The organism is Bacteroides sp. 1001302B_160321_D4 (genome assembly GCF_015667765.1).
Lineage (GTDB): Bacteria > Bacteroidota > Bacteroidia > Bacteroidales > Bacteroidaceae > Bacteroides > Bacteroides xylanisolvens.
The window spans coordinates 47,140-73,101 of record NZ_JADPLO010000010.1; the positions used below are offsets into that span (position 1 = coordinate 47,140).

Annotated in this window: 32 protein-coding genes and 5 tRNA genes; all 37 read right to left on the reverse strand. The window is 41.0% G+C overall.

The window, feature by feature from the left end:
* Window positions 1–14: 14 nt before the first annotated feature.
* The 37 genes from rplF to xerC all read right to left on the reverse strand — a co-directional run bounded on the left by rplF (window position 15) and on the right by xerC (window position 25,917).
* On the reverse strand, window positions 15–584 hold the full coding sequence (gene rplF / locus KFO40_RS06005; RefSeq protein ID WP_004310884.1) for a 50S ribosomal protein L6: 570 nt from the start codon (window positions 582–584) through the stop codon (window positions 15–17).
* 15 nt (window positions 585–599) lie between these two features.
* Window positions 600–995 (reverse strand): 30S ribosomal protein S8, encoded by a 396-nt coding sequence (gene rpsH / locus KFO40_RS06010; RefSeq protein ID WP_004296336.1) that lies wholly within the window; start codon window positions 993–995, stop codon window positions 600–602.
* Between the two features lie 52 nt (window positions 996–1,047).
* The gene (rpsN, locus tag KFO40_RS06015; protein ID WP_004310885.1) at window positions 1,048–1,347 is read right to left on the reverse strand and encodes a 30S ribosomal protein S14; all 300 of its coding nucleotides are present in this window, start codon (window positions 1,345–1,347) and stop codon (window positions 1,048–1,050) included.
* A gap of 5 nt (window positions 1,348–1,352) precedes the next feature.
* A complete protein-coding gene (gene rplE, locus KFO40_RS06020) occupies window positions 1,353–1,910 on the reverse strand; it encodes a 50S ribosomal protein L5 (RefSeq protein WP_004310886.1) in 558 nt (185 codons plus the stop codon).
* Window positions 1,910–2,230 (reverse strand): 50S ribosomal protein L24, encoded by a 321-nt coding sequence (gene rplX / locus KFO40_RS06025; protein WP_004296339.1) that lies wholly within the window; start codon window positions 2,228–2,230, stop codon window positions 1,910–1,912. Before rplX ends, rplE begins: the two co-directional genes overlap by 1 nt.
* A 19-nt stretch (window positions 2,231–2,249) precedes the next feature.
* Window positions 2,250–2,615 (reverse strand): 50S ribosomal protein L14, encoded by a 366-nt coding sequence (rplN, locus tag KFO40_RS06030; RefSeq protein ID WP_004296340.1) that lies wholly within the window; start codon window positions 2,613–2,615, stop codon window positions 2,250–2,252.
* A 2-nt stretch (window positions 2,616–2,617) separates the two neighbouring features.
* Window positions 2,618–2,887, reverse strand: coding sequence for a 30S ribosomal protein S17 (rpsQ, locus tag KFO40_RS06035; RefSeq protein WP_004296341.1), 270 nt, complete (start codon window positions 2,885–2,887; stop codon window positions 2,618–2,620).
* The gene (rpmC, locus tag KFO40_RS06040) at window positions 2,884–3,081 is read right to left on the reverse strand and encodes a 50S ribosomal protein L29 (RefSeq protein ID WP_004296342.1); all 198 of its coding nucleotides are present in this window, start codon (window positions 3,079–3,081) and stop codon (window positions 2,884–2,886) included. Before rpmC ends, rpsQ begins: the two co-directional genes overlap by 4 nt.
* Window positions 3,082–3,086: 5 nt before the next feature.
* On the reverse strand, window positions 3,087–3,521 hold the full coding sequence (gene rplP / locus KFO40_RS06045; RefSeq protein ID WP_004291234.1) for a 50S ribosomal protein L16: 435 nt from the start codon (window positions 3,519–3,521) through the stop codon (window positions 3,087–3,089).
* Between the two features lie 23 nt (window positions 3,522–3,544).
* The gene (gene rpsC, locus KFO40_RS06050; RefSeq protein WP_004296343.1) at window positions 3,545–4,276 is read right to left on the reverse strand and encodes a 30S ribosomal protein S3; all 732 of its coding nucleotides are present in this window, start codon (window positions 4,274–4,276) and stop codon (window positions 3,545–3,547) included.
* 5 nt (window positions 4,277–4,281) lie between these two features.
* Complete coding sequence (gene rplV / locus KFO40_RS06055) at window positions 4,282–4,692, reverse strand: 50S ribosomal protein L22 (RefSeq protein ID WP_004296344.1); 411 nt, start codon at window positions 4,690–4,692, stop codon at window positions 4,282–4,284.
* A gap of 36 nt (window positions 4,693–4,728) precedes the next feature.
* Entirely contained in the window at window positions 4,729–4,998 is a 270-nt protein-coding gene (gene rpsS / locus KFO40_RS06060; RefSeq protein ID WP_004296345.1) for a 30S ribosomal protein S19, read from the reverse strand.
* 20 nt (window positions 4,999–5,018) lie between these two features.
* Complete coding sequence (rplB, locus tag KFO40_RS06065; RefSeq protein ID WP_004296346.1) at window positions 5,019–5,843, reverse strand: 50S ribosomal protein L2; 825 nt, start codon at window positions 5,841–5,843, stop codon at window positions 5,019–5,021.
* A 5-nt stretch (window positions 5,844–5,848) separates the two neighbouring features.
* Entirely contained in the window at window positions 5,849–6,139 is a 291-nt protein-coding gene (gene rplW / locus KFO40_RS06070) for a 50S ribosomal protein L23 (protein WP_004296347.1), read from the reverse strand.
* A 16-nt stretch (window positions 6,140–6,155) separates the two neighbouring features.
* Window positions 6,156–6,782 (reverse strand): 50S ribosomal protein L4, encoded by a 627-nt coding sequence (gene rplD, locus KFO40_RS06075; protein WP_004313456.1) that lies wholly within the window; start codon window positions 6,780–6,782, stop codon window positions 6,156–6,158.
* The gene (gene rplC / locus KFO40_RS06080) at window positions 6,782–7,399 is read right to left on the reverse strand and encodes a 50S ribosomal protein L3 (protein ID WP_004313455.1); all 618 of its coding nucleotides are present in this window, start codon (window positions 7,397–7,399) and stop codon (window positions 6,782–6,784) included. Before rplC ends, rplD begins: the two co-directional genes overlap by 1 nt.
* Before the next feature lie 18 nt (window positions 7,400–7,417).
* A complete protein-coding gene (rpsJ, locus tag KFO40_RS06085) occupies window positions 7,418–7,723 on the reverse strand; it encodes a 30S ribosomal protein S10 (protein ID WP_002558075.1) in 306 nt (101 codons plus the stop codon).
* An 80-nt stretch (window positions 7,724–7,803) separates the two neighbouring features.
* Entirely contained in the window at window positions 7,804–9,921 is a 2,118-nt protein-coding gene (fusA, locus tag KFO40_RS06090) for an elongation factor G (protein WP_004310890.1), read from the reverse strand.
* A gap of 45 nt (window positions 9,922–9,966) precedes the next feature.
* On the reverse strand, window positions 9,967–10,443 hold the full coding sequence (rpsG, locus tag KFO40_RS06095) for a 30S ribosomal protein S7 (RefSeq protein WP_004296352.1): 477 nt from the start codon (window positions 10,441–10,443) through the stop codon (window positions 9,967–9,969).
* A 143-nt stretch (window positions 10,444–10,586) separates the two neighbouring features.
* Window positions 10,587–10,997, reverse strand: coding sequence for a 30S ribosomal protein S12 (gene rpsL, locus KFO40_RS06100; RefSeq protein ID WP_002558078.1), 411 nt, complete (start codon window positions 10,995–10,997; stop codon window positions 10,587–10,589).
* Window positions 10,998–11,133: 136 nt separating this feature from the next.
* The gene (locus KFO40_RS06105) at window positions 11,134–11,442 is read right to left on the reverse strand and encodes a DUF3467 domain-containing protein (RefSeq protein WP_004296354.1); all 309 of its coding nucleotides are present in this window, start codon (window positions 11,440–11,442) and stop codon (window positions 11,134–11,136) included.
* A 146-nt stretch (window positions 11,443–11,588) separates the two neighbouring features.
* Window positions 11,589–15,872 carry a DNA-directed RNA polymerase subunit beta' gene (rpoC, locus tag KFO40_RS06110; protein ID WP_004310891.1) on the reverse strand — a complete coding sequence of 1,428 codons (4,284 nt, stop codon included), beginning with the start codon at window positions 15,870–15,872 and terminating at the stop codon, window positions 11,589–11,591.
* A 106-nt stretch (window positions 15,873–15,978) separates the two neighbouring features.
* Window positions 15,979–19,791, reverse strand: a complete 3,813-nt coding sequence (gene rpoB / locus KFO40_RS06115; RefSeq protein ID WP_004310892.1) for a DNA-directed RNA polymerase subunit beta — start codon at window positions 19,789–19,791, stop codon at window positions 15,979–15,981.
* A gap of 104 nt (window positions 19,792–19,895) precedes the next feature.
* Window positions 19,896–20,270 carry a 50S ribosomal protein L7/L12 gene (gene rplL / locus KFO40_RS06120; protein WP_004296358.1) on the reverse strand — a complete coding sequence of 125 codons (375 nt, stop codon included), beginning with the start codon at window positions 20,268–20,270 and terminating at the stop codon, window positions 19,896–19,898.
* Between the two features lie 47 nt (window positions 20,271–20,317).
* Window positions 20,318–20,836, reverse strand: a complete 519-nt coding sequence (gene rplJ, locus KFO40_RS06125; protein ID WP_004310893.1) for a 50S ribosomal protein L10 — start codon at window positions 20,834–20,836, stop codon at window positions 20,318–20,320.
* A gap of 15 nt (window positions 20,837–20,851) precedes the next feature.
* Entirely contained in the window at window positions 20,852–21,550 is a 699-nt protein-coding gene (gene rplA / locus KFO40_RS06130) for a 50S ribosomal protein L1 (RefSeq protein ID WP_004310894.1), read from the reverse strand.
* A 15-nt stretch (window positions 21,551–21,565) separates the two neighbouring features.
* Window positions 21,566–22,009, reverse strand: coding sequence for a 50S ribosomal protein L11 (rplK, locus tag KFO40_RS06135; protein WP_004296361.1), 444 nt, complete (start codon window positions 22,007–22,009; stop codon window positions 21,566–21,568).
* A gap of 61 nt (window positions 22,010–22,070) precedes the next feature.
* Window positions 22,071–22,613, reverse strand: coding sequence for a transcription termination/antitermination protein NusG (gene nusG / locus KFO40_RS06140; RefSeq protein WP_004296362.1), 543 nt, complete (start codon window positions 22,611–22,613; stop codon window positions 22,071–22,073).
* Window positions 22,614–22,630: 17 nt separating this feature from the next.
* Window positions 22,631–22,822 (reverse strand): preprotein translocase subunit SecE, encoded by a 192-nt coding sequence (secE, locus tag KFO40_RS06145; RefSeq protein WP_004296363.1) that lies wholly within the window; start codon window positions 22,820–22,822, stop codon window positions 22,631–22,633.
* Window positions 22,823–22,836: 14 nt separating this feature from the next.
* A tRNA-Trp gene (locus tag KFO40_RS06150) sits at window positions 22,837–22,909 on the reverse strand.
* A gap of 53 nt (window positions 22,910–22,962) precedes the next feature.
* Entirely contained in the window at window positions 22,963–24,147 is a 1,185-nt protein-coding gene (gene tuf / locus KFO40_RS06155) for an elongation factor Tu (protein WP_004307553.1), read from the reverse strand.
* A 51-nt stretch (window positions 24,148–24,198) separates the two neighbouring features.
* Window positions 24,199–24,270: transfer RNA gene (locus KFO40_RS06160), tRNA-Thr, on the reverse strand.
* A gap of 10 nt (window positions 24,271–24,280) precedes the next feature.
* Window positions 24,281–24,353 (reverse strand) — tRNA-Gly (locus tag KFO40_RS06165).
* A 28-nt stretch (window positions 24,354–24,381) separates the two neighbouring features.
* Window positions 24,382–24,464 (reverse strand) — tRNA-Tyr (locus tag KFO40_RS06170).
* Between the two features lie 85 nt (window positions 24,465–24,549).
* Window positions 24,550–24,623 (reverse strand) — tRNA-Thr (locus KFO40_RS06175).
* A 97-nt stretch (window positions 24,624–24,720) separates the two neighbouring features.
* Window positions 24,721–25,020, reverse strand: coding sequence for a ribosome hibernation-promoting factor, HPF/YfiA family (hpf, locus tag KFO40_RS06180; RefSeq protein WP_004310895.1), 300 nt, complete (start codon window positions 25,018–25,020; stop codon window positions 24,721–24,723).
* Between the two features lie 15 nt (window positions 25,021–25,035).
* Window positions 25,036–25,917, reverse strand: a complete 882-nt coding sequence (xerC, locus tag KFO40_RS06185; protein ID WP_004313453.1) for a tyrosine recombinase XerC — start codon at window positions 25,915–25,917, stop codon at window positions 25,036–25,038.
* Window positions 25,918–25,962: the final 45 nt, after the last annotated feature.

The window sequence follows — 25,962 nt, forward strand, 5'->3', positions numbered from 1 at the left end:
TAATTTTATATGAATTACTTAGCGCCGGCTGATTTACCAGACTTTCTACGAATTACTTCGCCAACAAACTTAATACCTTTACCCTTGTATGGTTCAGGCTTACGGAAAGAACGTATTTTAGAGCAAACTTGACCAAGCAATTGTTTGTCACACGATTCCAATATAATAAGAGGATTCTTATTTCTTTCAGACTTCGTTTCAACTTTTACCTCAGCAGGCAATTGAATGAAAATATTGTGTGTATAACCTAAAGCCAGCTCAATGATGTTACCTTGGTTTGAAGCACGATAACCTACACCTACAAGTTCCAGTTCTTTCTTGTAACCTTCAGATACGCCCACAACCATGTTGTGAACCAATGAACGATACAAACCGTGGAAAGCATGTTTCTGCTTCGGGTTATCAAGCATTTCTTTATCGTTTTCTGTTAAAGTTACGTGTCCGTCTTCAATAGTAACATTGATAGCAGGATTCACATATTGGCTCATTTCGCCTTTGGGTCCCTTTACGGTAACCACATTATCCTTCAGAGTGATTGTCACTCCAGCAGGGATACTAATGGGTAATTTTCCTATTCTTGACATTCTAATTCCTCCTAATTAATATACATAACACAAGACTTCACCACCGATTTTCAGTTCTGCAGCCTCTTTGTTAGTCATTACACCTTTGGAAGTAGATATTATAGCAATACCCAGCCCATTAATAACACGCGGCATATCTTTGTAACCAGTATACTTACGCATACCCGGAGAAGATATTCTTTCTAACTTTTTGATTGCGTTAACTTTGTTAACAGAATCATACTTCAAGGCAACCTTAATAGTTCCTTGAGGACCATCTTCTACAAACTTATAATTAAGGATGTAGCCTTTTTCAAAAAGAATCTTAGTGATTTCTTTTTTCAAATTCGAAGCGGGAACTTCAACAACTCTGTGCTTTGCACCAATCGCGTTCCGCAACCTCGTTAAATAATCTGCTATTGGATCAGTCATATAAAAATAAATTAAATTAATCAGGACTACCCTGACAATATTTAAACAATAATTACCAGCTTGCTTTTTTTACGCCTGGGATCAGTCCGTTAGATGCCATCTCACGGAATTGAATTCTCGAAATTCCGAACTGACGAATATAACCTTTAGGACGACCAGTCAGTTTGCAACGGTTGTGCATACGAATTGGATTAGAATTCTTTGGCAACTCTTGCAACTTCTGTGCAGCTTCGAAAGCATCAGCAGGATCACCTGTTCTTACGATTTGCTTCAAAGCAGCTCTTTTCTCGGCGTATTTGGCTACTAATTTAGCACGCTTTACTTCACGTGCTTTCATTGATTCCTTTGCCATATCTATTAGTCTTTTTTAGCGTTTTTAAAAGGTAAACCGAATTCCTTCAGCAAAGCATAACCTTCTTCATCTGTTTCCGCAGAGGTTACAAAGGTAATATTCATTCCGAGAATTCTTGTAATACTATCGATATTTATTTCAGGGAAAATGATTTGTTCCTGAATACCAAGGGTATAGTTACCTTTACCATCAAACTTACTTTCGATACCTTTGAAGTCACGAATACGAGGAAGAGCTACACGAACCAATTTTTCAAGGAATTCGTACATTCTTTCACGACGTAAAGTTACCATAACACCAATCGGCATTTTTTTACGCAACTTAAAGTTTGCGATATCTTTACGAGAAATGGTAGCTACAGCTTTTTGACCTGTAATAGCTGTCATTTCATTGATTGCTACTTCGATAATCTTCTTATCAGCAACAGCCATACCTAATCCCTGATTGATTACAATCTTCTTAAGTACGGGTATCTGCATTGTAGAAGAATACTGGAACTGTGATTTCAATGCAGGTGCTATACGCTCTGCATATTCTTTCTTAAGACTAGCAGTATTACTCATTACTTAATCTCCTCTCCTGATTTTTTAGAATAACGCACTAAAGTTCCTTCCGAACTCTTTTTTCTCCCAATACGCGTTGCTTTACCAGTTTTTGGATCAACCGGGTTCAAGTTTGAAATGTGGATAGAAGCTTCTTGCTTCACAATACCACCTTGTGGATTCTTTGCATTCGGCTTTGTGCTTTTAGATACCATATTGATACCTTCAACAAATGCACGTCCTTCTTTAACAAGAACCTTCAATACACGACCAGTTTTGCCCTTATCTTCACCAGCATTTACGTAAACTGTGTCGCCTTTTTTAATATGTAATTTACTCATTACTTAAATCTTTTACAAATTAAAGTACCTCAGGCGCAAGTGACACAACTTTCATGTTTGTAGCACGAAGTTCTCTTGCTACAGGACCGAAAATACGACTACCTCTAATTTCACCTGCATTATTCAACAACACGCAAGCATTATCATCAAAACGTATATAAGAACCATCAGGACGACGGATTTCTTTCTTTGTACGTACAATCAAAGCCTTTGATACTGCACCTTTTTTAACATCACTAGAAGGGATAACGCTCTTCACTGAAACTACAATGACATCCCCCACTGAAGCATAACGACGACCTGTACCACCCAAAACGCGGATACACAACGCCTCTTTCGCTCCACTGTTATCACATACTGTAAGTCTGGATTCTACTTGTATCATAATTACTTAGCTCTTTCAATTATTTCTACTAATCTCCATCTTTTAGTCTTGCTCAAAGGACGAGTTTCCATGATGCTTACAGTATCACCGATATTGCATTCATTCTTTTCATCGTGAGCATGGTACTTCTTCGTTTTGCTAACGAACTTACCATATATAGGGTGTTTTTCCTTAAATTTGGCAGCAACTGTGATGGTCTTGTCCATCTTATTGCTCAACACAACCCCTGTTCTTTCTTTTCTTAAATTTCTTGCTTCCATCAAGCTGATCATTTATTGTTAAGTTCTCTTTCGCGCAATTCTGTTTTCATACGCGCAATAGTCCTGCGTAATTGTTTGATTTGAGCAGGATTTTCCAAAGGAGAAATAGAATGATTAATAACCATTTGGTTATAATTAGCTGTTTCCGCCTCTACTCTTTCTACTAAATCATTAGTAGTCATTTCTTTAATTTCTGCAATTTTCATAACACTTACGCATTTTGATTTTGAATATCATAATCACGTCTTACGACAAACTTCGTTGTAATAGGAAGCTTTTGAGCAGCTAAGCGCAATGCTTCTTTCGCGATTTCGTAAGATACTCCTTCAGCTTCAATAATGATTCTACCTGGAGTTACAGGAGCCACAAATCCCTCTGGAGCACCTTTACCTTTACCCATACGTACATCGGCAGGTTTTCTAGTGATCGGTTTATCCGGGAATATACGGATCCAGATCTGTCCTTGACGTTGCATATATCTTGTTACTGCAATACGAGCAGCTTCGATCTGACGGCCTGTAATCCACTTAGTCTCCAAAGCCTTTATGCCAAAAGAACCAAAGGCCAGCTGGTTGCCTCTCTGGGCATTACCTTTCTGACGGCCTTTTTGTTGTCTTCTGAATTTTGTCTTTTTCGGTTGTAACATAGTTTCCTAAAATTCAAATTCGTTTAGCGATTATTTTTCTTTCTTTTGAAGTTCTTTCCGCCGTTGTTTCCACTATTGTTTCCACGACCACTTTCTTTGCTTTGTGTAAAGTTCGGAGCCAATTCTTTCTTACCAAACACTTCACCTCTACAAATCCAAACTTTGATACCAAGAAGACCTACTTTAGTCAATGCTTCTGCATGACAGTAGTCGATATCAGCTCTGAAAGTGTGCAACGGAGTTCTTCCTTCTTTATACATTTCAGAACGAGCCATTTCAGCTCCATTCAAACGTCCTGAAATCTGAATTTTGATACCTTCAGCACCCATACGCATTGTGTTTGCGATAGCCATCTTGATGGCACGGCGATAGGCAATTTTACCTTCAACCTGGCGAGCGATGTTGTTAGCAACAATCACAGCATCCAGTTCCGGTCTCTTCACTTCAAAGATATTGATTTGAATATCTTTGTCGGTAACCTTCTTCAACTCCTCTTTTAACTTATCAACTTCTTGGCCACCTTTACCGATAATAATACCCGGGCGAGCAGTGCAAACAGTAATAGTAACGAGCTTCAGCGTACGTTCAATTACGATTCTTGATACACTTGCTTTTGCAAGTCTTGCATTAAGATATTTACGGATTTTGCTATCTTCCAGCAAAGAATCACCGTAATCATTTCCACCATACCAGTTAGAATCCCATCCTCTGATAATTCCTAAACGGTTGCTTATTGGATTAACTTTTTGTCCCATCTACCTTAATTTTGATCTTCGTTATTACTTTTAGCACCAACGAACAATGTTACGTGATTTGAACGTTTGCGAATTCTATAACCTCTACCCTGTGGTGCCGGTCTCATCCTTTTGAGTGTAGCTCCACCATCAACAAAAATCTGTGTTACGAACAACTCACCGCTTTCTGCTTTACGTTCGTTTTTCTGTTCCCAGTTAGCAATTGCAGAGCGAAGCAATTTTTCCACTCTTGCAGCAGCTTCTTTTGAAGAAAATTTCAAAACACCAAGTGCTCTGTTCACTTCCATACCACGGATCATGTCTGCAACCAGACGCATCTTACGTGGAGAAGTAGGAACATTTTGCAATTTTGCAAAATACATGGTCTTAAGGGCTTCTTTTCTTTTTTCAGCCGATATTTTTTTTCTTGCTCCCATTATTATTTATTACTTTATTATTTCAAATAAATCCTGTTATCTTTTCTTGTTACCAGCGTGTCCTCTGAATGTACGAGTTGGAGCAAATTCGCCCAACTTGTGTCCTACCATATTCTCGGTAACATAAACAGGAATAAATTTATTTCCATTGTGAACTGCAACTGTATGGCCTACAAAATCAGGCGAAATCATTGAAGCTCTGGCCCAAGTCTTTACTACGACTTTCTTACCTGATTCATTCATGGCAAGAATTCTCTTTTCAAGCTTAACGTTAATATATGGACCTTTTTTTAATGAACGACTCATAGTTTACTCAATTAATCAGATTACTTTTTTCTTCTCTCAATAATGTACTTAGACGATTGTTTCTTAGGAGCTCTAGTCTTAAGTCCCTTAGCATACAATCCCTTACGTGATCTTGGGTGACCTCCGGAAGCACGTCCTTCACCACCACCCATCGGGTGATCTACCGGGTTCATTACAACACCACGGTTACGAGGACGACGTCCTTGCCAACGAGAACGTCCAGCTTTACCTGAACTTTCCAATCCATGATCAGAGTTACCTACACTACCGATAGTAGCTTTACAAGTGCTAAGAATCTGTCTAACCTCACCTGAAGGCAACTTAATTACACAATACTTACCCTCACGAGAAGTCAACTGAGCAAAGTTACCAGCTGAACGAACCAGAGCAGCACCCTGTCCCGGACGTAATTCGATATTGTGAATCACAGTACCCACCGGAATGTTTTGAAGAGGAAGAGCATTACCAATCTCTGGCGCTGCTGTTTCACCTGACATCAGAGTCGCACCAACTTGCAATCCATTGGGAGCAATAATATATCTTTTTTCTCCATCAGCATAAAATAACAGAGCGATACGAGCCGAACGATTCGGATCGTATTCGATTGTTTTAACTACTGCTGGAACACCGTCCTTATTTCTCTTGAAATCAACAATTCTAATCACCTTTCTATGACCGCCACCAATGTAGCGCATAGTCATCTTACCTTCGCTGTTACGACCACCAGATGATTTCTTACCATATACAAGAGACTTTTCTGGTACTGATGCAGTAATTTCTTCGAAAGTACCAATAATTTTATGTCTTTGCCCCGGTGTTGTGGGCTTAAATTTACGTACTGCCATTTTTATTAAATATTGCTATAAAAATCAATAGTATCTCCTTCTTTCAATGTCACGATTGCTTTTTTGAAAGCATTCGTACGACCATTGATGATACCTGCTTTGGTATAACGGCTCTTATTCTTGCCAGCATACTTCACAGTATTCACATCAACTACAGTAACATTATAAAGAGCTTCAATTTCCTTCTTAATTTCCAGTTTGTTAGCTTCAGGACGTACAACAAAGCCGAAACGATTCAGCTTATCTGTGATTGCAGTCATTTTCTCTGTTACCAACGGTTTAATAATAATTCCCATTATTTAAGCCTCCTTTTTAAATTAAGATATTGTCAATAGCCTTCAGAGAGTTTTCTGTAAGCACAATAACCCCAGCATTCAATACTCTGTAAGTATTTAATCCTGAGATAGTCTGTACATTAGCACCCTCGATGTTACGAGCTGACAAATATACGTTTTTATTTGCTTCCGGTAAAATTACAAGTAGCTTTTTATCGGAAACTTTAAGATTTTTTGTCATTGCAACGAAATCTTTTGTCTTAGGAGCTTCAAATGTGAAATCCTCAACGACAACGATTGCATCGTTTTGAGCTTTATAAGACAAAGCTGACTTACGAGCCAGTGTCTTAACTTTTTTATTCAACTTAAAGAAGTAGTCTCTTGGTTTCGGACCGAAAACACGAGCACCACCTACAAGAACAGGTGAGTTCATATCACCACGGCGCGCTCCACCGCCACCTTTCTGACGACCGATCTTACGAGTTGAACCACTGATTTCACTTCTTTCTTTTGACTTATGAGTACCCTGACGCTGATTAGCCATAAATTGTTTTACGTCCAAATAAATAGCGTGGTCGTTGGGCTCAATTCCGAAGATAGATTCGTTTAACGTAACCTTTCTCCCAGTGTCTTCACCTTTAATGTTATATACGTTAACTTCCATTATTTCTCAATTAATACGATTGAACCTTTGCAACCCGGGATAGAACCTTTAACCAAAAGAAGGTTATGATCCGCGATTACTTTTAATACCTGCAAGTTTTGTACAGTGACTCTGTCACCACCAAGTTGTCCACCCATGCGCATTCCTTTGAATACTTTTGCAGGGTAAGAACAAGCACCGATAGAACCCGGTTTACGAGCGCGATTATGCTGACCGTGAGTAGCTTGACCCACACCACCAAAACCATGTCTTTTTACTACACCCTGAAAACCCTTACCCTTAGAAGTACCAACAACGTCAACAAAGCTAGCGTCGTTAAACATTTCTACAGTAATGGTATCACCCAAATTCAACTCTGTTTCAAATTCTTTGAACTCAGCCAAGTGTCTCTTCGGTGTTACTCCTGCTCTTTTAAAATGTCCCATCAACGGTTTAGTTGTATGTTTTTCCTTTTTGTCCTGGAAACCCAACTGAACAGCTGCATAGCCATCTTTTTCTACAGTTTTAACTTGAGTAACAACACAAGGACCTGCTTCGATAACAGTGCATGGTACATTTTTACCATCGGCACTGAAAACGGATGTCATTCCGATTTTTTTTCCTAATAATCCTGGCATTTCACTAATTTTTAATTATCAAACTTTAATTTCTACTTCCACACCACTTGGCAATTCCAACTTCATCAAAGCATCTACTGTCTTAGCTGTTGAGCTATAGATGTCGATTAATCTCTTATAAGAAGAGAGTTCAAATTGCTCACGAGACTTTTTATTTACGAAAGTCGAACGGTTCACAGTAAAGATACGTTTGTGCGTAGGCAGAGGTATTGGACCGCTAACGATAGCACCTGTAGCTTTTACAGTTCTTACAATTTTCTCAGCTGACTTGTCAACCAAGTTGTGGTCGTAAGATTTCAATTTAATTCTAATTTTCTGACTCATTATTTTTTTTAATTAATACATTTATAATAAGATAAAGCGGCAGGCTAAGAGTCATTCGCTAGCCTGCTACTTTAGATATTTTAGAGTAAATCAGCGCGTCCTTTTACTTCTTCCAATACAGCCTTAGCAATAGAAGAAGAAAGCTGAGCGTGATGAGAGTAGGTCATTGACGAGGTTGCACGACCAGAAGTAATAGTACGTAAAGCTGTTACGTAACCAAACATTTCCGCCAGTGGAACCATCGCTTTCACGATACGAGCGCCAGAGCGGCTAGATTCCATACCTTCAACCTGTCCACGACGTTTGTTCAAGTCACCGATAACATCACCCATGTTTTCTTCCGGAGTTACAACTTCCAGTTTCATGATAGGTTCCATCAAAACAGGACCTGCCTTAGCACATGCATTTTTATAAGCCTGCATTGCACAGATTTCAAATGACAACTGGTCAGAGTCAACCGGGTGGAATGAACCATCAACCAAAGTCACTTTCAATGAATCCAATGGGTAGCCTGCCAAAACACCACTCTTCATAGCATTTGTAAAGCCTTTCTGAACTGCTGGGATAAATTCCTTAGGAATATTACCACCCTTCACTTCATCAACAAACTGCAAACCACCTAAAGTGAAATCCGCATCAGCCGGACCAATGTTCACAATGATATCAGCAAACTTACCACGTCCACCAGACTGCTTCTTGTACACTTCACGCAAGTTAACTGTCTTCGTGATAGCTTCCTTATAGTTAACCTGAGGCTTACCTTGATTACATTCTACCTTGAATTCACGTTTCAAACGGTCAATGATAATATCCAAGTGAAGCTCACCCATACCAGAAATAACTGTCTGACCTGTCTGTTCGTCTGTTTTCACAGTAAATGTCGGGTCTTCTTCAGCCAATTTAGCCAAACCGTTAGACAGTTTATCCATATCTTTCTGAGTCTTAGGTTCTACAGCGATACCAATAACCGGTTCCGGAAAGTCCATAGACTCAAGTACTATCGGAGCTGTTTCATCACACAAAGTATCCCCAGTACGAATATCTTTAAAGCCTACACCTGCACCAATATCACCAGCACCGATTACTTCAACCGGGTTCTGTTTGTTGGAGTGCATCTGGAACAGACGAGAAACGCGTTCTTTCTTACCAGAACGAGAGTTGTAGATATAAGAACCTGCTTCAATTTTACCAGAATAAACACGGAAGAAAGTCAAACGACCTACATATGGGTCAGTTGCGATCTTAAACGCCAAAGCAGATGTTTTTTCATCATCACTTGGTTTACGATCCTCTTCAGCTCCCGTATTAGGATTTGTACCTATTACGTTCTCTGTATCAAGTGGAGAAGGCAAGAAAGCACAAACATAATCAAGCAATGTCTGAACACCTTTGTTCTTAAAAGAAGATCCGCAAAGCATAGGAACTACAGCCATCTGAACTGTTGCATTACGAAGAGCTCTCAATACTTCTTCTTCAGTAATAGTAGAAGGATCATCGAAATATTTCTCCATCAAAGCATCATCAAATTCTGCTACTTTTTCAAGCATCTTATCTCTCCACTCGTTAGCTTCATCGATAAGTTCTGCAGGGATTTCCTCAATACTGTAGTCAGCCCCCATTGTTTCATCATGCCAATAGATAGCTTTCATTTTGATAAGGTCAACAAGACCTTTGAAAGATTCTTCAGCACCGATAGGAACAACAATCGGACACGGATTAGCTCCAAGAACATCCTTCATCTGACGAACTACTTCAAAGAAGTCAGCACCAGAACGGTCCATCTTATTAACATAAGCAATACGAGGAACGTTATATTTATCAGCCTGACGCCATACAGTTTCTGATTGAGGCTCAACACCACCAACAGCACAGTAAGCAGCTACAGCCCCATCAAGGATACGCAATGAACGTTCTACCTCTGCGGTAAAGTCAACGTGTCCCGGAGTGTCAATCAAGTTAATTTTATAAGTATCACCAGCATATTTCCACCTTGTTGTTGTAGCAGCGGATGTAATAGTGATACCACGTTCTTGCTCCTGTTCCATCCAGTCCATAGTAGCAGCACCATCATGAACTTCACCAATTTTGTGAGTCAATCCAGTGTAGAACAGGATACGTTCAGAAGTAGTTGTTTTTCCGGCATCAATGTGAGCCATGATACCGATATTACGAGTTAAATGTAAATCATGTTTAGCCATCTTCTAATTCCTTTACTTTAAGTTTATATTAGGTTTCTTACAGTATTAGAATCTAAAATGAGCAAATGCACGGTTAGCTTCTGCCATTCTGTGCATATCTTCTTTACGTTTGTATGCACCGCCTTGTTCATTGAAGGCATCCATAATTTCAGCAGCCAACTTGTCAGCCATTGATTTACCACCTCTTTTGCGAGCAAACAGAATCAAATTCTTCATAGAGATTGATTCTTTACGATCCGGACGGATTTCAGTAGGAACTTGGAAAGTAGCACCACCTACACGGCGAGACTTTACTTCCACTTGCGGAGTTACATTATCCAAAGCCTTTTTCCAGATTTCGAGAGCTGATTTTTCTTCGTTAGGAAGTTTTGCTTTCACTGTTTCCAAAGCGGCATAAAAGATTTCATAAGATGTATTTTTCTTTCCATCATACATCAAGTGGTTCACGAACTTGGAAACCTTTTGGTCATTAAACACAGGATCCGGAAGAATCAGGCGTTTTTTTGGTTTTGCTTTTCTCATTTGTTTGAAAAATAATGTTTTTGTTCTTGGTTGTCTACTTCTTGACTTCTTCAACTCTCCCTCCGGAGAATTTACTCAACCTTTAGCATTTCCAACAAACTAAAACGTAAGTTATTACTTTAATTTTAATTAGGTCTTAATCCTTATTTTTTCTTACCCTTAGCAGGAGCAGCTGCTTGTCCTGGTTTCGGACGCTTAGCACCATACTTAGAACGTCTTTGAGTACGACCAGCAACACCTGCTGTATCAAGCGTACCACGTACAATGTGATAACGCACACCCGGAAGGTCTTTTACACGACCACCACGTACCAAAACGATTGAGTGTTCCTGCAAGTTGTGTCCTTCTCCCGGAATGTATGAGTTCACCTCTTTTTGGTTAGTCAAACGTACACGAGCTACTTTACGCATTGCAGAGTTCGGCTTCTTCGGAGTAGTAGTGTATACTCTCACGCAAACGCCACGTCTTTGAGGACATGAATCCAAGGCTGGAGATTTACTTTTCTCCACCAGCACTTCGCGTCCTTTTCTTACTAATTGCTGAATTGTAGGCATTTTAATTGTTTTTTGATTTATATTATTGTTATATTAATTTCGTAACTATACATTTTGGGCTGCAAAAATACGAATAATATTTGAATATTCAATGCGCTACAACTTTTTTTTCTTTTTTAATGTTTTTATATCATCCTCACGCTTCGCCTTTTACACCCGTCAAAGGAGAAATAGGGGGTTCATCCGAAGTACGAATCGGACCGAATACGCGCTCATACTTTGCTATATTATCTTCTAATGCCCGCAGCAGACGTTTTGCGTGCTCCGGAGCCACAATAATACGAGATTGCACACCAGCCTTCGGTATGCCCGGCATTACGCGCACGAAGTCAAGGATGAATTCAGAACTCGAATGAGTAATAATAGCAAGATTTGCATAAGTTCCCTGTGCAACCTCTTCTCTCAATTCAATCTGTAATTGTCCGTTGTTATTTTGTTCTTCCATATTTAATATGATTAAAAAGTTATCCTGCAAAATAACACATTTTTCCTGAAACTAATGGTAATACACGCGAGTAAAAAAGAAATAAAAAAAGGAGCAATTGCCCAATTAGGCAACTGCTCCTTTTCATATAGTCAATTGAATTGTATTTATTCTACTTCATTGTAGTCAAGTACTGTTTTCTTGTTAGCCAAGATACGGTCATACTCTTCTTTTGATCCAACGATGAGCTTTTCGAACTCGCGCTGTCCGGTACCGGCAGGAATCAAGTGACCACAGATCACATTTTCCTTCATACCTTCAAGCTTATCGATCTTACCGTTGATAGCAGCTTCATTCAATACTTTCGTCGTTTCCTGGAAGGAAGCAGCCGACATAAAGCTTGATGTTTGCAAAGCAGCACGCGTGATACCTTGAAGAATCTGAGTAGAGGTAGCAGCAACAGCGTCACGAACCTCAACCGGTTTCAAGTCACGACGTTTCAACATACTATTCTCATCACGCAACTTGCGGGCAGTTACAATCTGTCCAGCTTGCATATTTTGAGAATCACCAGCATCCACTACGACTTTCTTACCCCAGATACGATCATTTTCTTCCATGAATTCCAGTTTGTCTACGACTTGCTGTTCGAGGAAGCGAGTATCTCCCGGTTCATCAATTTGTACTTTACGCATCATCTGACGAACGATAATCTCAAAGTGCTTATCATTGATCTTCACACCCTGCAAGCGGTATACATCCTGAACTTCATTCACGATATATTCCTGTACAGCTGTAGGACCCTTGATTGCCAAGATATCTGCCGGAGTAGTAGCACCGTCAGACAACGGAGTACCAGCACGTACATAGTCATTTTCCTGTACCAGAATCTGCTTAGACAGTGCAACCAGATACTTCTTAACCTCACCCGTCTTGGAAGTTACGATGATTTCACGGTTACCACGTTTGATCTTACCCATTGTCACCTCACCGTCGATTTCAGAAACGACAGCCGGATTTGACGGGTTACGAGCTTCAAACAATTCAGTAACACGAGGAAGACCACCCGTGATATCACCCGCCTTACCTACGGCACGCGGAATCTTCACGATTACTTCACCGGCTTTTACCTTCTGACCGTTCTCAATGATAACGTGACCACCTACCGGTAAGTTATAAGTACGGATCAAATCACCGTCCTCTGTTAAGATATGAGCGGTAGGAACTTTGGTTTTATCCTTGGATTCAATAATAATAATTTCACGAAGACCTGTTGCTTCATCCGATTCAACCTTATAAGTAACGTTTTCAATCACGCCCTCAAATTCGATCTTACCAGTTGCTTCTGTGATAATAACAGCATTGAACGGGTCCCACTTAGCAATCAGTTTGCCTTTTTCTACCAAGTCGCCGTCGCTTACATACAGTGTTGAACCATAAGGTACGTTATGAGTAGAAAGAACGATACCGGTATTCACATCCACAAAACGTACTTCGGCCAAACGACCTACTACCACTTTTGCAGATTCACCCATCTCGTCAACGATATCTACTGTACGCAACTCTTCAAATTCAAGACGTGCATTATTTTTAGCAACGATACTGGCGTTAGCTGCAATATTTGCAGCAGTACCACCGGCGTGGAATGTACGCAATGTCAACTGTGTACCCGGCTCACCAATAGACTGAGCAGCGATTACACCGACAGCTTCACCCTTCTGAACCATGCGGCTCGTTGCCAGGTTACGTCCGTAACATTTAGCACAAACACCCTTCTTAGCTTCACAAGTCAATACCGAACGGATTTCAACACTCTCGATCGGAGACTCCTGAATCTTCTTGGCTACTTCTTCTGTGATTTCTTCACCACCGGCAACAAGCAATTCACCTGTGGTAGGATGAATAATATCATGTACGGAAACACGGCCTAAGATACGTTCGTACAGAGTAGCAATAACCTCATCGTTATTCTTAAGGTCCGTACAAACCAATCCGCGGAGTGTACCGCAGTCTTCTTCTGTAATAATCACATCGTGTGATACGTCCACCAGACGACGAGTCAAATAACCAGCATCGGCAGTCTTCAAAGCGGTATCCGCCAAACCTTTACGAGCACCGTGGGTAGAGATAAAGTACTCCAACACCGAAAGTCCTTCTTTAAAGTTCGACAAAATCGGGTTCTCGATGATCTGACCACCTTCAGCACCTGCTTTCTGCGGTTTTGCCATCAAACCACGCATACCTGACAACTGACGAATCTGCTCTTTAGAACCACGGGCACCAGAGTCAAGCATCATATATACAGAGTTGAAACCCTGATCGTCCGAAGAAATAGTCTTCATCAGGATATTAGACAACTCGGAGTTCACATGTGTCCAAATATCAATTACCTGATTGTAACGTTCGTTATTGGTAATGAAACCCATGTTATAGTTGTTTACGACTTGTTCAACTTCGTCGTAACCTTTCTGTACCAAAGTTTCTTTTTCCTTCGGAATGATAATATCACCCAAGTTGAATGACAAACCACCCTTGAACGCCATCTGATAACCTAAATTCTTGATTCCATCCAGAAAGTCGGCAGCCTTAGCCACACCACATACCTTAATTACATCACTAATAATATCACGAAGAGATTTCTTAGAGATAATTGTATTGATATAACCAGCTTCAGGTGGAACGATTTCATTCACAATCACACGTCCTACTGAAGTTTCGCGCATTACGTCTACAATGTTACCATTTTCATCAACGTCTTTCACGATAACCTTCACCGGAGCATGAATATCTACCTTACCTTCATTGTAAGCGATCAACGCTTCTTCCGGTCCGTAGAATGTCAAACCTTCACCTTTTGCACCGGCACGCAACTTAGTAATATAGTACAAACCAAGAACCATATCCTGTGCAGGCACAGTAATAGGCGCACCGTTTGCCGGATTCAAGATATTATGTGATTGAAGCATCAACATTTGTGCTTCAAGAATTGCTTCATTACTCAAAGGCAAGTGAACAGCCATCTGGTCACCGTCAAAGTCGGCGTTGAATGCCGTACATGCCAACGGGTGCAACTGGATAGCTTTACCTTCGATCATTTTAGGCTGGAAAGCCTGAATACCCAAACGGTGCAAGGTCGGAGCACGGTTCAACAGTACCGGGTGTCCCTTCATTACATGTTCCAAGATATCCCAAATCACCGGCTCTTTGCGGTCTACGATTTTCTTTGCAGACTTAACAGTCTTAACGATACCACGTTCGATGAGCTTGCGAATAATAAACGGCTTGTATAATTCGGCAGCCATCAATTTAGGAATACCGCATTCACCCATCTTCAATTCCGGACCAACGACGATTACGGAACGAGCAGAGTAGTCAACACGTTTACCCAGCAAGTTCTGACGGAAGCGTCCCTGTTTACCTTTCAAACTGTCAGACAATGACTTCAACGGACGGTTGGCGTCTGTCTTCACAGCACTTGACTTACGTGAGTTATCAAACAAAGAATCGACAGATTCCTGAAGCATACGTTTTTCATTACGCAAGATTACTTCCGGAGCCTTGATTTCAATCAGTCGTTTCAAACGGTTGTTACGGATAATCACACGACGATAAAGGTCGTTCAAGTCAGATGTAGCAAAACGGCCACCATCCAGCGGAACCAACGGACGAAGTTCGGGCGGAATAACCGGTACGATACGTACGATCATCCATTCCGGTTTGTTACGTCCACGTGATGCGCGGAACGATTCTACTACCTGAAGACGTTTCAAAGCTTCATTCTTACGTTGCTGAGACGCATCGTTTCCGGCGCGGTGACGCAATTCGTAAGACAAAGCATCCAGATCCAAACGAGCCAGCAAATCATAAATAGCTTCGGCTCCCATTTTTGCAACAAATTTATTCGGATCATTATCTTCAAGATACTGATTGTCTTTCGGAAGCGTATCCAGAATATCCAGATATTCTTCTTCAGAAAGCAAATCATATTCGGCTACGCCATCTTCAGCTTTCACACCCGGCTGAATAACAACATAACGTTCGTAGTATATAATCGAATCCAGTTTCTTTGTCGGCAATCCGAGCAAATAACCGATTTTATTAGGAAGCGAACGGAAATACCAGATGTGAGCCACCGGCACAACCAGCTGGATATGTCCCATACGTTCACGGCGCACTTTCTTTTCAGTAACTTCCACACCACAACGGTCGCAGACGATACCTTTATAACGGATACGCTTGTATTTACCGCAATGACATTCATAATCCTTGATAGGACCAAAAATGCGCTCGCAGAACAAACCGTCACGTTCGGGTTTGTACGTACGGTAATTAATGGTTTCAGGCTTCAAAACTTCACCACTCGAATTCTCAAGGATTTCTTCCGGAGAAGCCAGACCAATTGAGATCTTCGAGAAATTACTTTTCGTCTTATTTTCTTTTCTAAAAGCCATACTCTATATAATTGAGATTTGATAATTGAATCATTGGAAATTGAAAAAAGTGCGGATGCCAACAGACCTTCATCGGTACATTGACATCTCACATTCTTTCATTATTTTATTCTAGGTTGATACTCAAACCTAAACCTCTCAACTCGTGCAACAATACGTTCAAGGATTCCGGAATACCAGGTTGTGGCATCGGTTCACCTTTCACAATTGCTTCATAAGCCTTCGAACGTCCTACCACGTCATCAGATTTGATAGTCAGGATTTCCTGCAAGATATGGGCAGCACCGAAACCTTCGAGTGCCCAAACCTCCATTTCTCCGAAACGCTGACCACCGAATTGAGCTTTACCACCAAGAGGTTGCTGAGTAATCAATGAGTACGGACCGATAGAACGAGCATGCATCTTGTCTTCAACCATGTGGCCCAACTTCAACATGTAAGTTACGCCCACAGTAGCTGCCTGGTCAAATTGCTCACCTGTACCACCATCACAAAGATAAGTCTTACAGTAGCGAGGCAATCCTGCCTTGTCTGTCCACTGATCCAGATCTTCCATGGTAGCACCGTCGAAAATAGGAGTCGCGAATTTCACGCCCAACGTTTTTCCGGCACGTCCGAGTACAGCTTCAAAAATCTGACCAATGTTCATACGAGAAGGCACACCCAACGGATTCAACACGATGTCAACCGGAGTACCATCAGCCAAGAACGGCATATCTTCCTGACGAACAACACGGGATACAATACCTTTGTTACCGTGGCGACCAGCCATCTTATCACCCACACCAATCTTACGTTTCTTAGCAATATATACTTTTGCCATCTGGATAATACCAGCAGGAAGTTCATCACCAATTGTAATAGCAAACTTCTTACGTTTCAATTCAGCATCCAGCTCTTTATATTTCTTAATGAAATTCATCACCAGATCACGAATCATACCGTTAATATGATCGTCACTTGTCCAGTTGCTCAATTGAATAGAAGTAAAGTCAAGTGAATCAAAATCAGAAGCACTGAACTTAGAACCTTTCGCAATAACTTCCGCACCCAAATAGTCTTTCACACCTTGAGAAACCTTACCTTCAGTCAAAGTCATCAGTTTCTTAACCAGGATACGTTTCAAGTCAGCTACCTTAGATTCAAATTCATCATCAATCTTAGGCAACAATGCTTTATCGGCCAGTTTAGAGCTACGATTCTTAATCACACGTGAGAAAAGTTTCTTATCAATCACCACACCTTTCAAAGAAGGAGAAGCTTTCAAAGAAGCATCTTTCACGTCACCTGCCTTATCACCGAAGATAGCCCGAAGCAGTTTTTCTTCCGGAGAAGGATCAGATTCACCCTTCGGCGTAATCTTACCAATCATGATATCACCCGGCTCGATACGAGCACCGATTCTTACGATACCGTTTTCATCCAAGTCTTTGGTAGCTTCTTCACTTACATTCGGGATATCAGAAGTCAACTCTTCCATACCACGTTTTGTTTCACGAACTTCCAGAGAATATTCCTCTACGTGAACTGAAGTCAACAAGTCTTCGCGTACCACACGTTCGTTCAATACGATAGCATCCTCATAGTTGTAACCCTTCCAAGGCATATAAGCTACCAACAGGTTCTTACCCAATGCCAATTCACCCTTTTCAGTAGAATAACCTTCAGTCAAGATATCACCTTTCTTCACACGCTGGCCCTTGTCACAAATCGGACGCAAGTCAATCGTCATGTTCTGGTTAGTCTTACGGAACTTAGGTATTCTATATTCCTTCAAAGCAGGTTCGAAACTTACAAATTCTTCGTCTTCCGTACGGTCATACAAAATACGGATAGTAGTAGCATCCACATAGTCAACCACACCATCGCCTTCTGCGGTAATCTGGGTACGAGAGTCTCTTACCAACTGACGTTCGATACCTGTACCTACGATCGGAGCTTCACTTCTCAACAAAGGAACCGCCTGGCGCATCATGTTCGATCCCATCAATGCACGGTTAGCATCGTCATGTTCCAAGAATGGAATCAAAGAAGCTGCAATAGATGCGATCTGCTGTGGAGCAACGTCCATCAAGTCAACTTCAGATGGTTCAACAACCGGGAAATCTGCATCTTGACGAGACTTAACTCTGTTAAGTACGAATGTACCATCGTCATTCAACGGAGCATTTCCCTGCGCAATAACCTTTTCTTCCTCTTCTTCAGCAGTCAGATAAATCAGACCGTTATCAGAAAGATCCACTTTCCCATTTTCCACCTTGCGGTAGGGAGTTTCAATGAATCCTAGCTCATTAATCTTAGCAAATACACACAATGAAGAAATCAAACCGATGTTCGGACCTTCAGGAGTCTCAATCGGACAAAGACGACCATAGTGTGTATAGTGAACGTCACGAACCTCAAATCCGGCACGTTCACGGGAAAGACCACCAGGACCAAGGGCAGACATACGACGTTTGTGCGTAATTTCAGCCAGCGGGTTTGTCTGGTCCATGAACTGCGACAACGCGTTCGTTCCGAAGAATGAGTTGATTACTGAAGAAATAGTCTTCGCATTAATCAAATCAATCGGAGTAAACACTTCATTGTCACGAACGTTCATACGTTCACGAATCGTACGAGACATACGTGCCAGCCCCACAGCAAACTGATTAGAAAGCTGTTCACCAACAGTACGTACACGACGGTTACTCAAGTGGTCAATATCATCCACATCCGCTTTTGAGTTAATCAACTCAATCAGATATTTGATGATTTCAATAATATCTTCCTTCGTGAGGACACGCACGTCCATATCAGTCGTCAGATTCAACTTTTTGTTGATTCTGTAACGACCTACATCACCAAGGTCATATCGTTTTTCTGAGAAGAACAAGTTGTTGATAACCTCCCTTGCACTTGCGTCATCAGCCGGATCGGCATTACGCAACTGACGGTAGATATACAACACAGCTTCTTTTTCCGAGTTACTCGGGTCCTTCTGCAACGTATTATATATGATAGAGAAATCGGACTGATTCGGTTCATCCTTATGCAAAAGGATGTTCTGAACTCCCGACTCCAAAATTTCATCAATATGCTCCTCTTCCAGTACGGTTTCACGGTCGATAATAACTTCGTTACGTTCAATAGAAACCACTTCACCGGTATCTTCATCAACGAAATCTTCAATCCATGTTTTCAAGACACGTGCAGCCAGTTTACGGCCTAACACCTTCTTCAGATTTGTCTTGTTTACCTTCACATCTTCTGCAAGATCGAAAATCTCAAGAATATCTTTGTCATTCTCGAAGCCAATTGCACGCAACAATGTAGTCACCGGCAATTTCTTCTTACGGTCGATGTATGCGTACATCACATTATTGATGTCAGTAGCAAACTCAATCCACGAACCCTTAAACGGAATAATACGAGCCGAATAAAGTTTCGTACCATTGGCATGTACACTCTGACCGAAGAACACACCCGGAGAACGGTGAAGCTGTGACACAACTACGCGTTCGGCACCGTTAATGACGAAAGTAGCCTTATCAGTCATATAAGGAATCGGGCCGAGGAATACGTCCTGAATCACTGTATCAAAATCCTCATGATCGGGGTCCGTACAGTAAAGCTTAAGTTTCGCTTTTAAGGGAACACTATAAGTAAGCCCACGCTCTATACAATCATCAATGGTATAACGCGGCGGATCAATATAATAGTCCAGAAACTCAAGAACAAAATTGTTTCTTGTATCGGCAATAGGGAAGTTTTCAGCAAATACTTTATACAATCCCTCATTCTTACGCTTTTCAGGTGGGGTATCTAATTGTAGAAAGTCTTGGAATGACTTCAATTGTACTTCCAGGAAATCCGGGTATTCTAGCGGATTCTTAGTCGAAGCAAAATTAACTCTTTGATTTACAGTATTTGAAGACATCTGTCAATGAATTTGGAGAACTTAATTTGAAATATATACACAAAAAGGTTAAGAATCCTCTTGTGAAGGATTCCTAACCGAATTACCTGATTACCAGGCCAATGTTATTTAAGTTCAACTTCAGCTCCAGCTTCTTCCAATGTTTTCTTCAATGATTCTGCTTCGTCTTTAGCCAAACCTTCTTTTACTGTGCTAGGAGCACCGTCTACCAAGTCTTTAGCTTCTTTCAAACCAAGACCACAAGCTTCCTTAACGGCCTTAACTACTTGAAGTTTAGCTGCACCAGCGCTCTTCAATACTACGTCGAAAGAAGTTTTTTCTTCTGCGGCAGCAGCACCAGCTGCAGGACCAGCAGCAACAGCTACAGCTGCAGCAGCAGGTTCAATACCGTATTCTTCTTTAAGGATAGTTGCAAGTTCATTAACTTCTTTTACTGTCAAGTTAACTAATTGTTCTGCAAAAGCTTTCAAATCTGCCATTTTTTGTATGATTTTAATTGTTTAAATACTTTGTTGATTTTTGAAAATTATTCGGGACGTTCACCAAGAGTCTTGAGAACTCCGTGAAGGGTGTTACCACCTGATTGAAGAGCAGAAATAACATTCTTGGCCGGAGATTGCAACAGGGCAACGATATCGGCGATAACTTCATTCTTACTCTTGATTGAAACGAGAGCATCCAATTGATCAGCACCAATGTAGAAGCTTTCTTCTGCATATGCAGCTTTCAGTCCGGGAATACCGTCTTTCGCTTTGTCTTTGATTAACTTAGCAGGAACGTTTGCAGTATTGCTAAACATAACAGCAGTAGTACCTTTCAAAGAACCGTAAAGAGGTGAGAAGTCTTCCTCCAAGCTTTCAAGTGCTTTGTGAAGCAGCGTGTTTTTAACCAACATCAATTTGATGTCTGATTTAAAACAATCTCTTCTCAATGCACTGGTAGCAGCAGCGTTCATAGCTGTAACGTCTACCAAGTAGAAGTGACCATATTCCTTTACTGTAGCAGCAATTTGCTCTATAATCGTACTTTTATCTTCCTTTCTCATTATTTCTCTGTTTTATTAGATTTCATCCACTGATTTCGGGTCGATTTTAATACCCGCACTCATTGTACTAGAAAGATAAATACTCTTAATATATGTACCCTTTGCTGCGGTCGGTTTCAGTTTGTTCAGAGTAGAGATGAACTCTTTCGCATTGTCGCGAATCTGATCAGGACTGAATGATACCTTACCGATAGAAGTGTGAACGATACCGCTCTTATCAACTTTAAAGTCAATCTTACCTTGTTTTACTTCTTTTACAGCCTTAGCAACATCCATAGTTACAGTACCACTCTTAGGGTTCGGCATCAATCCACGAGGACCGAGTACACGACCGAGCGCACCAATTTTACCCATGATAGATGGCATAGTGATGATTACATCAATATCAGTCCATCCACCTTTGATCTTTTCAATATATTCGTCAAGACCAACGTAGTCAGCACCAGCTTCTTTTGCAGCAGCTTCAGCATCCGGTGTACAAAGTACCAATACACGTACTTCTTTACCAGTACCATGAGGAAGTGAAACAACACCTCTCACCATCTGGTTAGCTTTACGTGGATCAACACCTAAACGTACATCAATATCCAGTGAAGCATCAAACTTAGTAAAAGTGATTTCTTTTACCAAAGATGCAGCTTCTTTCAGTGAGTATGCTTTCCCTGCTTCAATCTTTTCTGCAGCTAACTTTTGATTTTTTGTCAGTTTACCCATTACAATTGAAGTTTATTAATTATTAACCGGGAACTCCCCTTTTACAGCGATACCCATACTTCTAGCTGTACCTGCAACCATTCTCATGGCAGCTTCCACAGTAAAACAGTTTAAGTCAACCATTTTGTCCTGAGCAATCGTACGAACCTGTTCCCAAGTAAGCTCGGCAACTTTCTTACGGTTAGGCTCAGCAGAACCACTCTTTACCTTAGCTACTTCAAGTAATTGAATAGCAACGGGAGGAGTCTTGATTACAAAATCGAAAGACTTATCTGCGTAGTAAGTAATGATAACAGGTAAAATCTTACCTGCTTTGTCTTGGGTTCTGGCATTGAATTGCTTGCAAAATTCCATGATATTGATACCCTTAGAACCCAAAGCAGGTCCAACGGGAGGTGATGGATTTGCAGCGCCTCCTTTAATCTGTAACTTGATTAGTCCAGCAACTTCTTTAGCCATTTTTTTATTGATTTATATATAAACATTAAACGAAGAACAACAACAGCGTAACAATTCCGTGTTATTCCTTTTCCACTTGCATAAAGCCCAATTCAAGCGGTGTTTTGCGCCCGAATATCTTCACCATGACCTTTAGTTTCTTTTTTTCACTATTCACTTCTTCAATGATGCCACTGAATCCGCTGAAAGGTCCAAAAGTAACTTTTACAGTTTCTCCCACTACGTACGGAATATTGAGTTCTTCACCCGTTTCCTGCAGTTCGTCCACTGTACCAAGTATACGATTCACTTCTGATTGTCTGAGAGGCACCGGTTTTTCGGAGCCGCCTAAAAAGCCTATCACATTCGGAGTATTGCGCAGGTGATGAGCGACCTCACCAACCAAAGCAGCCTCCACTAAAACGTAGCCAGGAAGATAACTTCTTTCCTTCACAATTTTTTTACCATTGCGAACCTGGTAAACTTTTTCAGTAGGAATCAATACCTGAGATACATATTCACCAAGGTCGCTGTTCTTAAGATCAGCTTCAAGATATTCCTTTACCTTAGCTTCTTTACCGCTAATAGCACGTAGAACGTACCATTTCTTTTCAATCTCAGCCATTTTCAATTCCTAATTTTTTAATGTGGATAAACGATTTTTTCCATGAAGTTCTGGAAACAGACATCCATACCCCATACTACCAATGCAATAAGCAGGGAAGCATATAAAACAACTACTGCACTGTTAGCAAGTTCAGAATACGTAGGCCACGATACTTTATGTACAAGTTCGTCGTAAGATTCTTTAATATAAGCTATTACCTTTTTCATTTCAATAATATTAGCACGGGAGGAGAGGCTCGAACTCCCGACACCCGGTTTTGGAGACCGGTGCTCTACCAACTGAGCTACTCCCGTGTGTACATAATCAGTTCCCGATGGAAAACCGGGAACTGATTAATTATTGTGTATTAGTCGATAATTTCAGTAATCTGACCAGCACCTACCGTACGTCCACCTTCGCGGATAGCGAAACGAAGACCCGGGTTCAATGCTACTGGGTAGATCAACTCAACTGTAATAGTTACGTTATCACCCGGCATTACCATTTCTGTTCCTTCCGGCAAAGTGATTTCACCTGTACAGTCCATAGTACGCAAGTAGAACTGAGGACGGTATTTGTTGTGGAACGGAGTGTGACGACCACCTTCTTCTTTCTTCAAGATATAAACCTCAGCTTTGAATTTAGAGTGCGGTTTAATCTGACCTGGTTTACAAAGAACCATACCACGTTTGATTTCGTTCTTGTCAATACCACGAAGCAAAAGACCTACGTTGTCACCAGCTTCACCTTGATCCAACAGTTTACGGAACATTTCAACACCAGTTACAACTGATTTCTTATCTTCACCTAAACCAAGGATTTCGATTTCATCACCAACGTGGATAACACCAGTTTCGATACGACCTGTTGCTACAGTACCACGACCTGTGATAGAGAACACGTCTTCAACCGGCATCAAGAATGGTTTATCAACATCGCGCGGAGGCAGTGGAATCCAGTTATCAACTGCATCCATCAGTTCCATAACTTTGTCTTCCCATTTTTCAACACCGTTCAATGCGCCAAGAGCAGAACCACGGATGATAGGAGTATTGTCACCATCGAAATCATAGAATGAAAGAAGTTCTCTCATTTCCATTTCAACGAGTTCCAACATTTCTTCGTCGTCTACCATATCGCACTTGTTCAAGAATACAACCAGACGAGGTACGTTTACCTGACGAGCCAACAGGATGTGTTCGCGAGTTTGAGGCATCGGACCATCAGTTGCAGCACAAACGATGATAGCACCGTCCATCTGAGCAGCACCAGTTACCATGTTCTTTACGTAGTCGGCGTGACCCGGACAGTCTACGTGTGCATAGTGACGGTTAGCTGTTTGATATTCAACGTGAGAAGTATTGATAGTAATACCTCTTTCTTTTTCTTCAGGAGCGTTGTCGATAGAATCGAAAGAACGCAATTCTGAAAGACCTTTCTTTGCCAACACAGTAGTGATAGCAGCTGTCAACGTTGTCTTACCGTGGTCTACGTGACCGATTGTACCAATGTTTACGTGCGGTTTGGTACGTTCAAATTTCTCTTTAGCCATAGCTTTACTTGTTATTTATTTGATTAATAATCAGCATTTACATCCTTTATGAGCTGTTACCGGGATTTGAACCCGGGACCTCTTCCTTACCAAGGAAGTGCTCTACCACTGAGCTATAACAGCAAGAAAAGAGAGCGGAAGACGGGGCTCAAACCCGCGACCCTCAGCTTGGAAGGCTAATGCTCTATCAACTGAGCTACTTCCGCATTCTTGCCAAAGTTGTCACTCTGATTGTGGGCAAAGATGGATTCGAACCACCGAAGGCGTAAGCCAGCAGATTTACAGTCTGCCCCATTTGGCCACTCTGGTATTTGCCCTTTTCAAAATCAAGAAATAAAAGAACTATTTTCAAACAATATGATAAAGACAGATGTTCTATCTTTGTTCTTCGGTTTCTTTTTGAGCCTCTTGTCGGATTCGAACCAACGACCCCGAGATTACAAATCACGTGCTCTGGCCAACTGAGCTAAAGAGGCAAACTTACTAAAAAAAGCAACCGTCACGTTCTAACGCGAGCGAAACGGCTGCAAATTTAGTTATTTATTTCTTTCCCGCAAAATATTTGGGATTTTTTTATTTGCTACGTTGCTTTTCCTTGTATTTAACCAGCTGTTTTCCGAGTGCTTCCACATCTAAATCAATTGCTTCTTCAAATGTATCGCATACTTTGCTTGCATAAAACTCTCCATTGGGGATCAATATTTTAATGCCCGCTTCCTTGTTTTCAGCAACTTCTGGTTTAACTACCTTTAATGACACCTCTACTTTCTTTATATCTTCGTAATATTTTTCCAACTTGGACACTTTCTTCTGAATAAATGCCTGCAATTGCTCTGACGCATCAAAGTGAATTGATTGAATTCTAACATCCATACTTACCTCCTTTTTTTAAGCTCTTGGATGAGCTTGTTTATACACTTTTTTAAGTTCTTCAAATGTGGCATGTGTGTAGATCTCGGTAGTTGTTATACTCTCGTGACCCAAAAGTTCTTTTACCGCTCCCAGTTCTGCTTCATTGTTCAGCATTGTGGTAGCAAAAGTATGCCTCAACACGTGAGGGCTCTTTTTCTTCAACGTCGCCACCTTTGACAGGTTCCGTTTCACTAAATTATAGACTAGATTCTTATAAAGCCGTTCACCGTTCTCTCTAATAAAGAAAGCTTCCGACCTTTCCGGAATCGTTTCGTTTCTTACATTAATATATTCAAGCATCAACTCCTGCAGTTCGTCACCGAACGGAATCAGCCGTTGCTTGTTTCTTTTCCCGGTCACTTTCAGAAGAGAAGCCGAAAAATCCACATCCTTATTATCCAGACCTATCAATTCCGAAAGCCTCATGCCGGTAGCATAAAACATTTCAATAATCAACCGATCCCGACAGCCTTTAAACCCTTCGCCAAAGTCCGTTTCATCCAATAACCGATTCATTTCGTTCTCTTTTAAGAACACAGGCAACGGTTTTTTGTTTTTAGGTCCTTTTATTTTACGCAAAGGATCTATAGTCGTTTCTCCCTGCCTCAAGAGATACTTGTAAAACGTTCGGAGCGAACTTAGCTTACGATTTACAGAAGTTGAGGTATACCCTTTATCCATCAATGAAACAATCCATTCACGAATCAGTTCCGCCTCGACTTCTAACGGATTAAATTTTCCATACTCTTCCTGAGCAAACTCCTGCAGTTGCTTTATATCTTCACCGTACGCAAGAACGGTTTTTTCAGAATAGTTCCGCTCATACTGGAGATAATCAAGAAAAGATTCTATCAACATAATATCGCTACATCTAAAATCGTGCAACGAATGTATGAAAAGAAT

Excerpts from the sequence above, each read along its gene's own strand:
- rplF (WP_004310884.1), bottom strand. The coding sequence starts at position 584 with ATGTCAAGAATAGGAAAATTACCCATTAGTATCCCTGCTGGAGTGACA.
- rpsH (WP_004296336.1), bottom strand. The coding sequence starts at position 995 with ATGACTGATCCAATAGCAGATTATTTAACGAGGTTGCGGAACGCGATT.
- rpsN (WP_004310885.1), bottom strand. The coding sequence starts at position 1,347 with ATGGCAAAGGAATCAATGAAAGCACGTGAAGTAAAGCGTGCTAAATTA.
- rplE (WP_004310886.1), bottom strand. The coding sequence starts at position 1,910 with ATGAGTAATACTGCTAGTCTTAAGAAAGAATATGCAGAGCGTATAGCA.
- rplX (WP_004296339.1), bottom strand. The coding sequence starts at position 2,230 with ATGAGTAAATTACATATTAAAAAAGGCGACACAGTTTACGTAAATGCT.
- rplN (WP_004296340.1), bottom strand. The coding sequence starts at position 2,615 with ATGATACAAGTAGAATCCAGACTTACAGTATGTGATAACAGTGGAGCG.
- rpsQ (WP_004296341.1), bottom strand. The coding sequence starts at position 2,887 with ATGATCAGCTTGATGGAAGCAAGAAATTTAAGAAAAGAAAGAACAGGG.
- rpmC (WP_004296342.1), bottom strand. The coding sequence starts at position 3,081 with ATGAAAATTGCAGAAATTAAAGAAATGACTACTAATGATTTAGTAGAA.
- rplP (WP_004291234.1), bottom strand. The coding sequence starts at position 3,521 with ATGTTACAACCGAAAAAGACAAAATTCAGAAGACAACAAAAAGGCCGT.
- rpsC (WP_004296343.1), bottom strand. The coding sequence starts at position 4,276 with ATGGGACAAAAAGTTAATCCAATAAGCAACCGTTTAGGAATTATCAGA.
- rplV (WP_004296344.1), bottom strand. The coding sequence starts at position 4,692 with ATGGGAGCAAGAAAAAAAATATCGGCTGAAAAAAGAAAAGAAGCCCTT.
- rpsS (WP_004296345.1), bottom strand. The coding sequence starts at position 4,998 with ATGAGTCGTTCATTAAAAAAAGGTCCATATATTAACGTTAAGCTTGAA.
- rplB (WP_004296346.1), bottom strand. The coding sequence starts at position 5,843 with ATGGCAGTACGTAAATTTAAGCCCACAACACCGGGGCAAAGACATAAA.
- rplW (WP_004296347.1), bottom strand. The coding sequence starts at position 6,139 with ATGGGAATTATTATTAAACCGTTGGTAACAGAGAAAATGACTGCAATC.
- rplD (WP_004313456.1), bottom strand. The coding sequence starts at position 6,782 with ATGGAAGTTAACGTATATAACATTAAAGGTGAAGACACTGGGAGAAAG.
- rplC (WP_004313455.1), bottom strand. The coding sequence starts at position 7,399 with ATGCCAGGATTATTAGGAAAAAAAATCGGAATGACATCCGTTTTCAGT.
- rpsJ (WP_002558075.1), bottom strand. The coding sequence starts at position 7,723 with ATGAGTCAGAAAATTAGAATTAAATTGAAATCTTACGACCACAACTTG.
- fusA (WP_004310890.1), bottom strand. The coding sequence starts at position 9,921 with ATGGCTAAACATGATTTACATTTAACTCGTAATATCGGTATCATGGCT.
- rpsG (WP_004296352.1), bottom strand. The coding sequence starts at position 10,443 with ATGAGAAAAGCAAAACCAAAAAAACGCCTGATTCTTCCGGATCCTGTG.
- rpsL (WP_002558078.1), bottom strand. The coding sequence starts at position 10,997 with ATGCCTACAATTCAGCAATTAGTAAGAAAAGGACGCGAAGTGCTGGTG.
- KFO40_RS06105 (WP_004296354.1), bottom strand. The coding sequence starts at position 11,442 with ATGGAAGAACAAAATAACAACGGACAATTACAGATTGAATTGAGAGAA.
- rpoC (WP_004310891.1), bottom strand. The coding sequence starts at position 15,872 with ATGGCTTTTAGAAAAGAAAATAAGACGAAAAGTAATTTCTCGAAGATC.
- rpoB (WP_004310892.1), bottom strand. The coding sequence starts at position 19,791 with ATGTCTTCAAATACTGTAAATCAAAGAGTTAATTTTGCTTCGACTAAG.
- rplL (WP_004296358.1), bottom strand. The coding sequence starts at position 20,270 with ATGGCAGATTTGAAAGCTTTTGCAGAACAATTAGTTAACTTGACAGTA.
- rplJ (WP_004310893.1), bottom strand. The coding sequence starts at position 20,836 with ATGAGAAAGGAAGATAAAAGTACGATTATAGAGCAAATTGCTGCTACA.
- rplA (WP_004310894.1), bottom strand. The coding sequence starts at position 21,550 with ATGGGTAAACTGACAAAAAATCAAAAGTTAGCTGCAGAAAAGATTGAA.
- rplK (WP_004296361.1), bottom strand. The coding sequence starts at position 22,009 with ATGGCTAAAGAAGTTGCTGGACTAATCAAGTTACAGATTAAAGGAGGC.
- nusG (WP_004296362.1), bottom strand. The coding sequence starts at position 22,613 with ATGGCTGAGATTGAAAAGAAATGGTACGTTCTACGTGCTATTAGCGGT.
- secE (WP_004296363.1), bottom strand. The coding sequence starts at position 22,822 with ATGAAAAAGGTAATAGCTTATATTAAAGAATCTTACGACGAACTTGTA.
- tuf (WP_004307553.1), bottom strand. The coding sequence starts at position 24,147 with ATGGCTAAAGAGAAATTTGAACGTACCAAACCGCACGTAAACATTGGT.
- hpf (WP_004310895.1), bottom strand. The coding sequence starts at position 25,020 with ATGGATGTTAGAATTCAATCAATTCACTTTGATGCGTCAGAGCAATTG.
- xerC (WP_004313453.1), bottom strand. The coding sequence starts at position 25,917 with ATGTTGATAGAATCTTTTCTTGATTATCTCCAGTATGAGCGGAACTAT.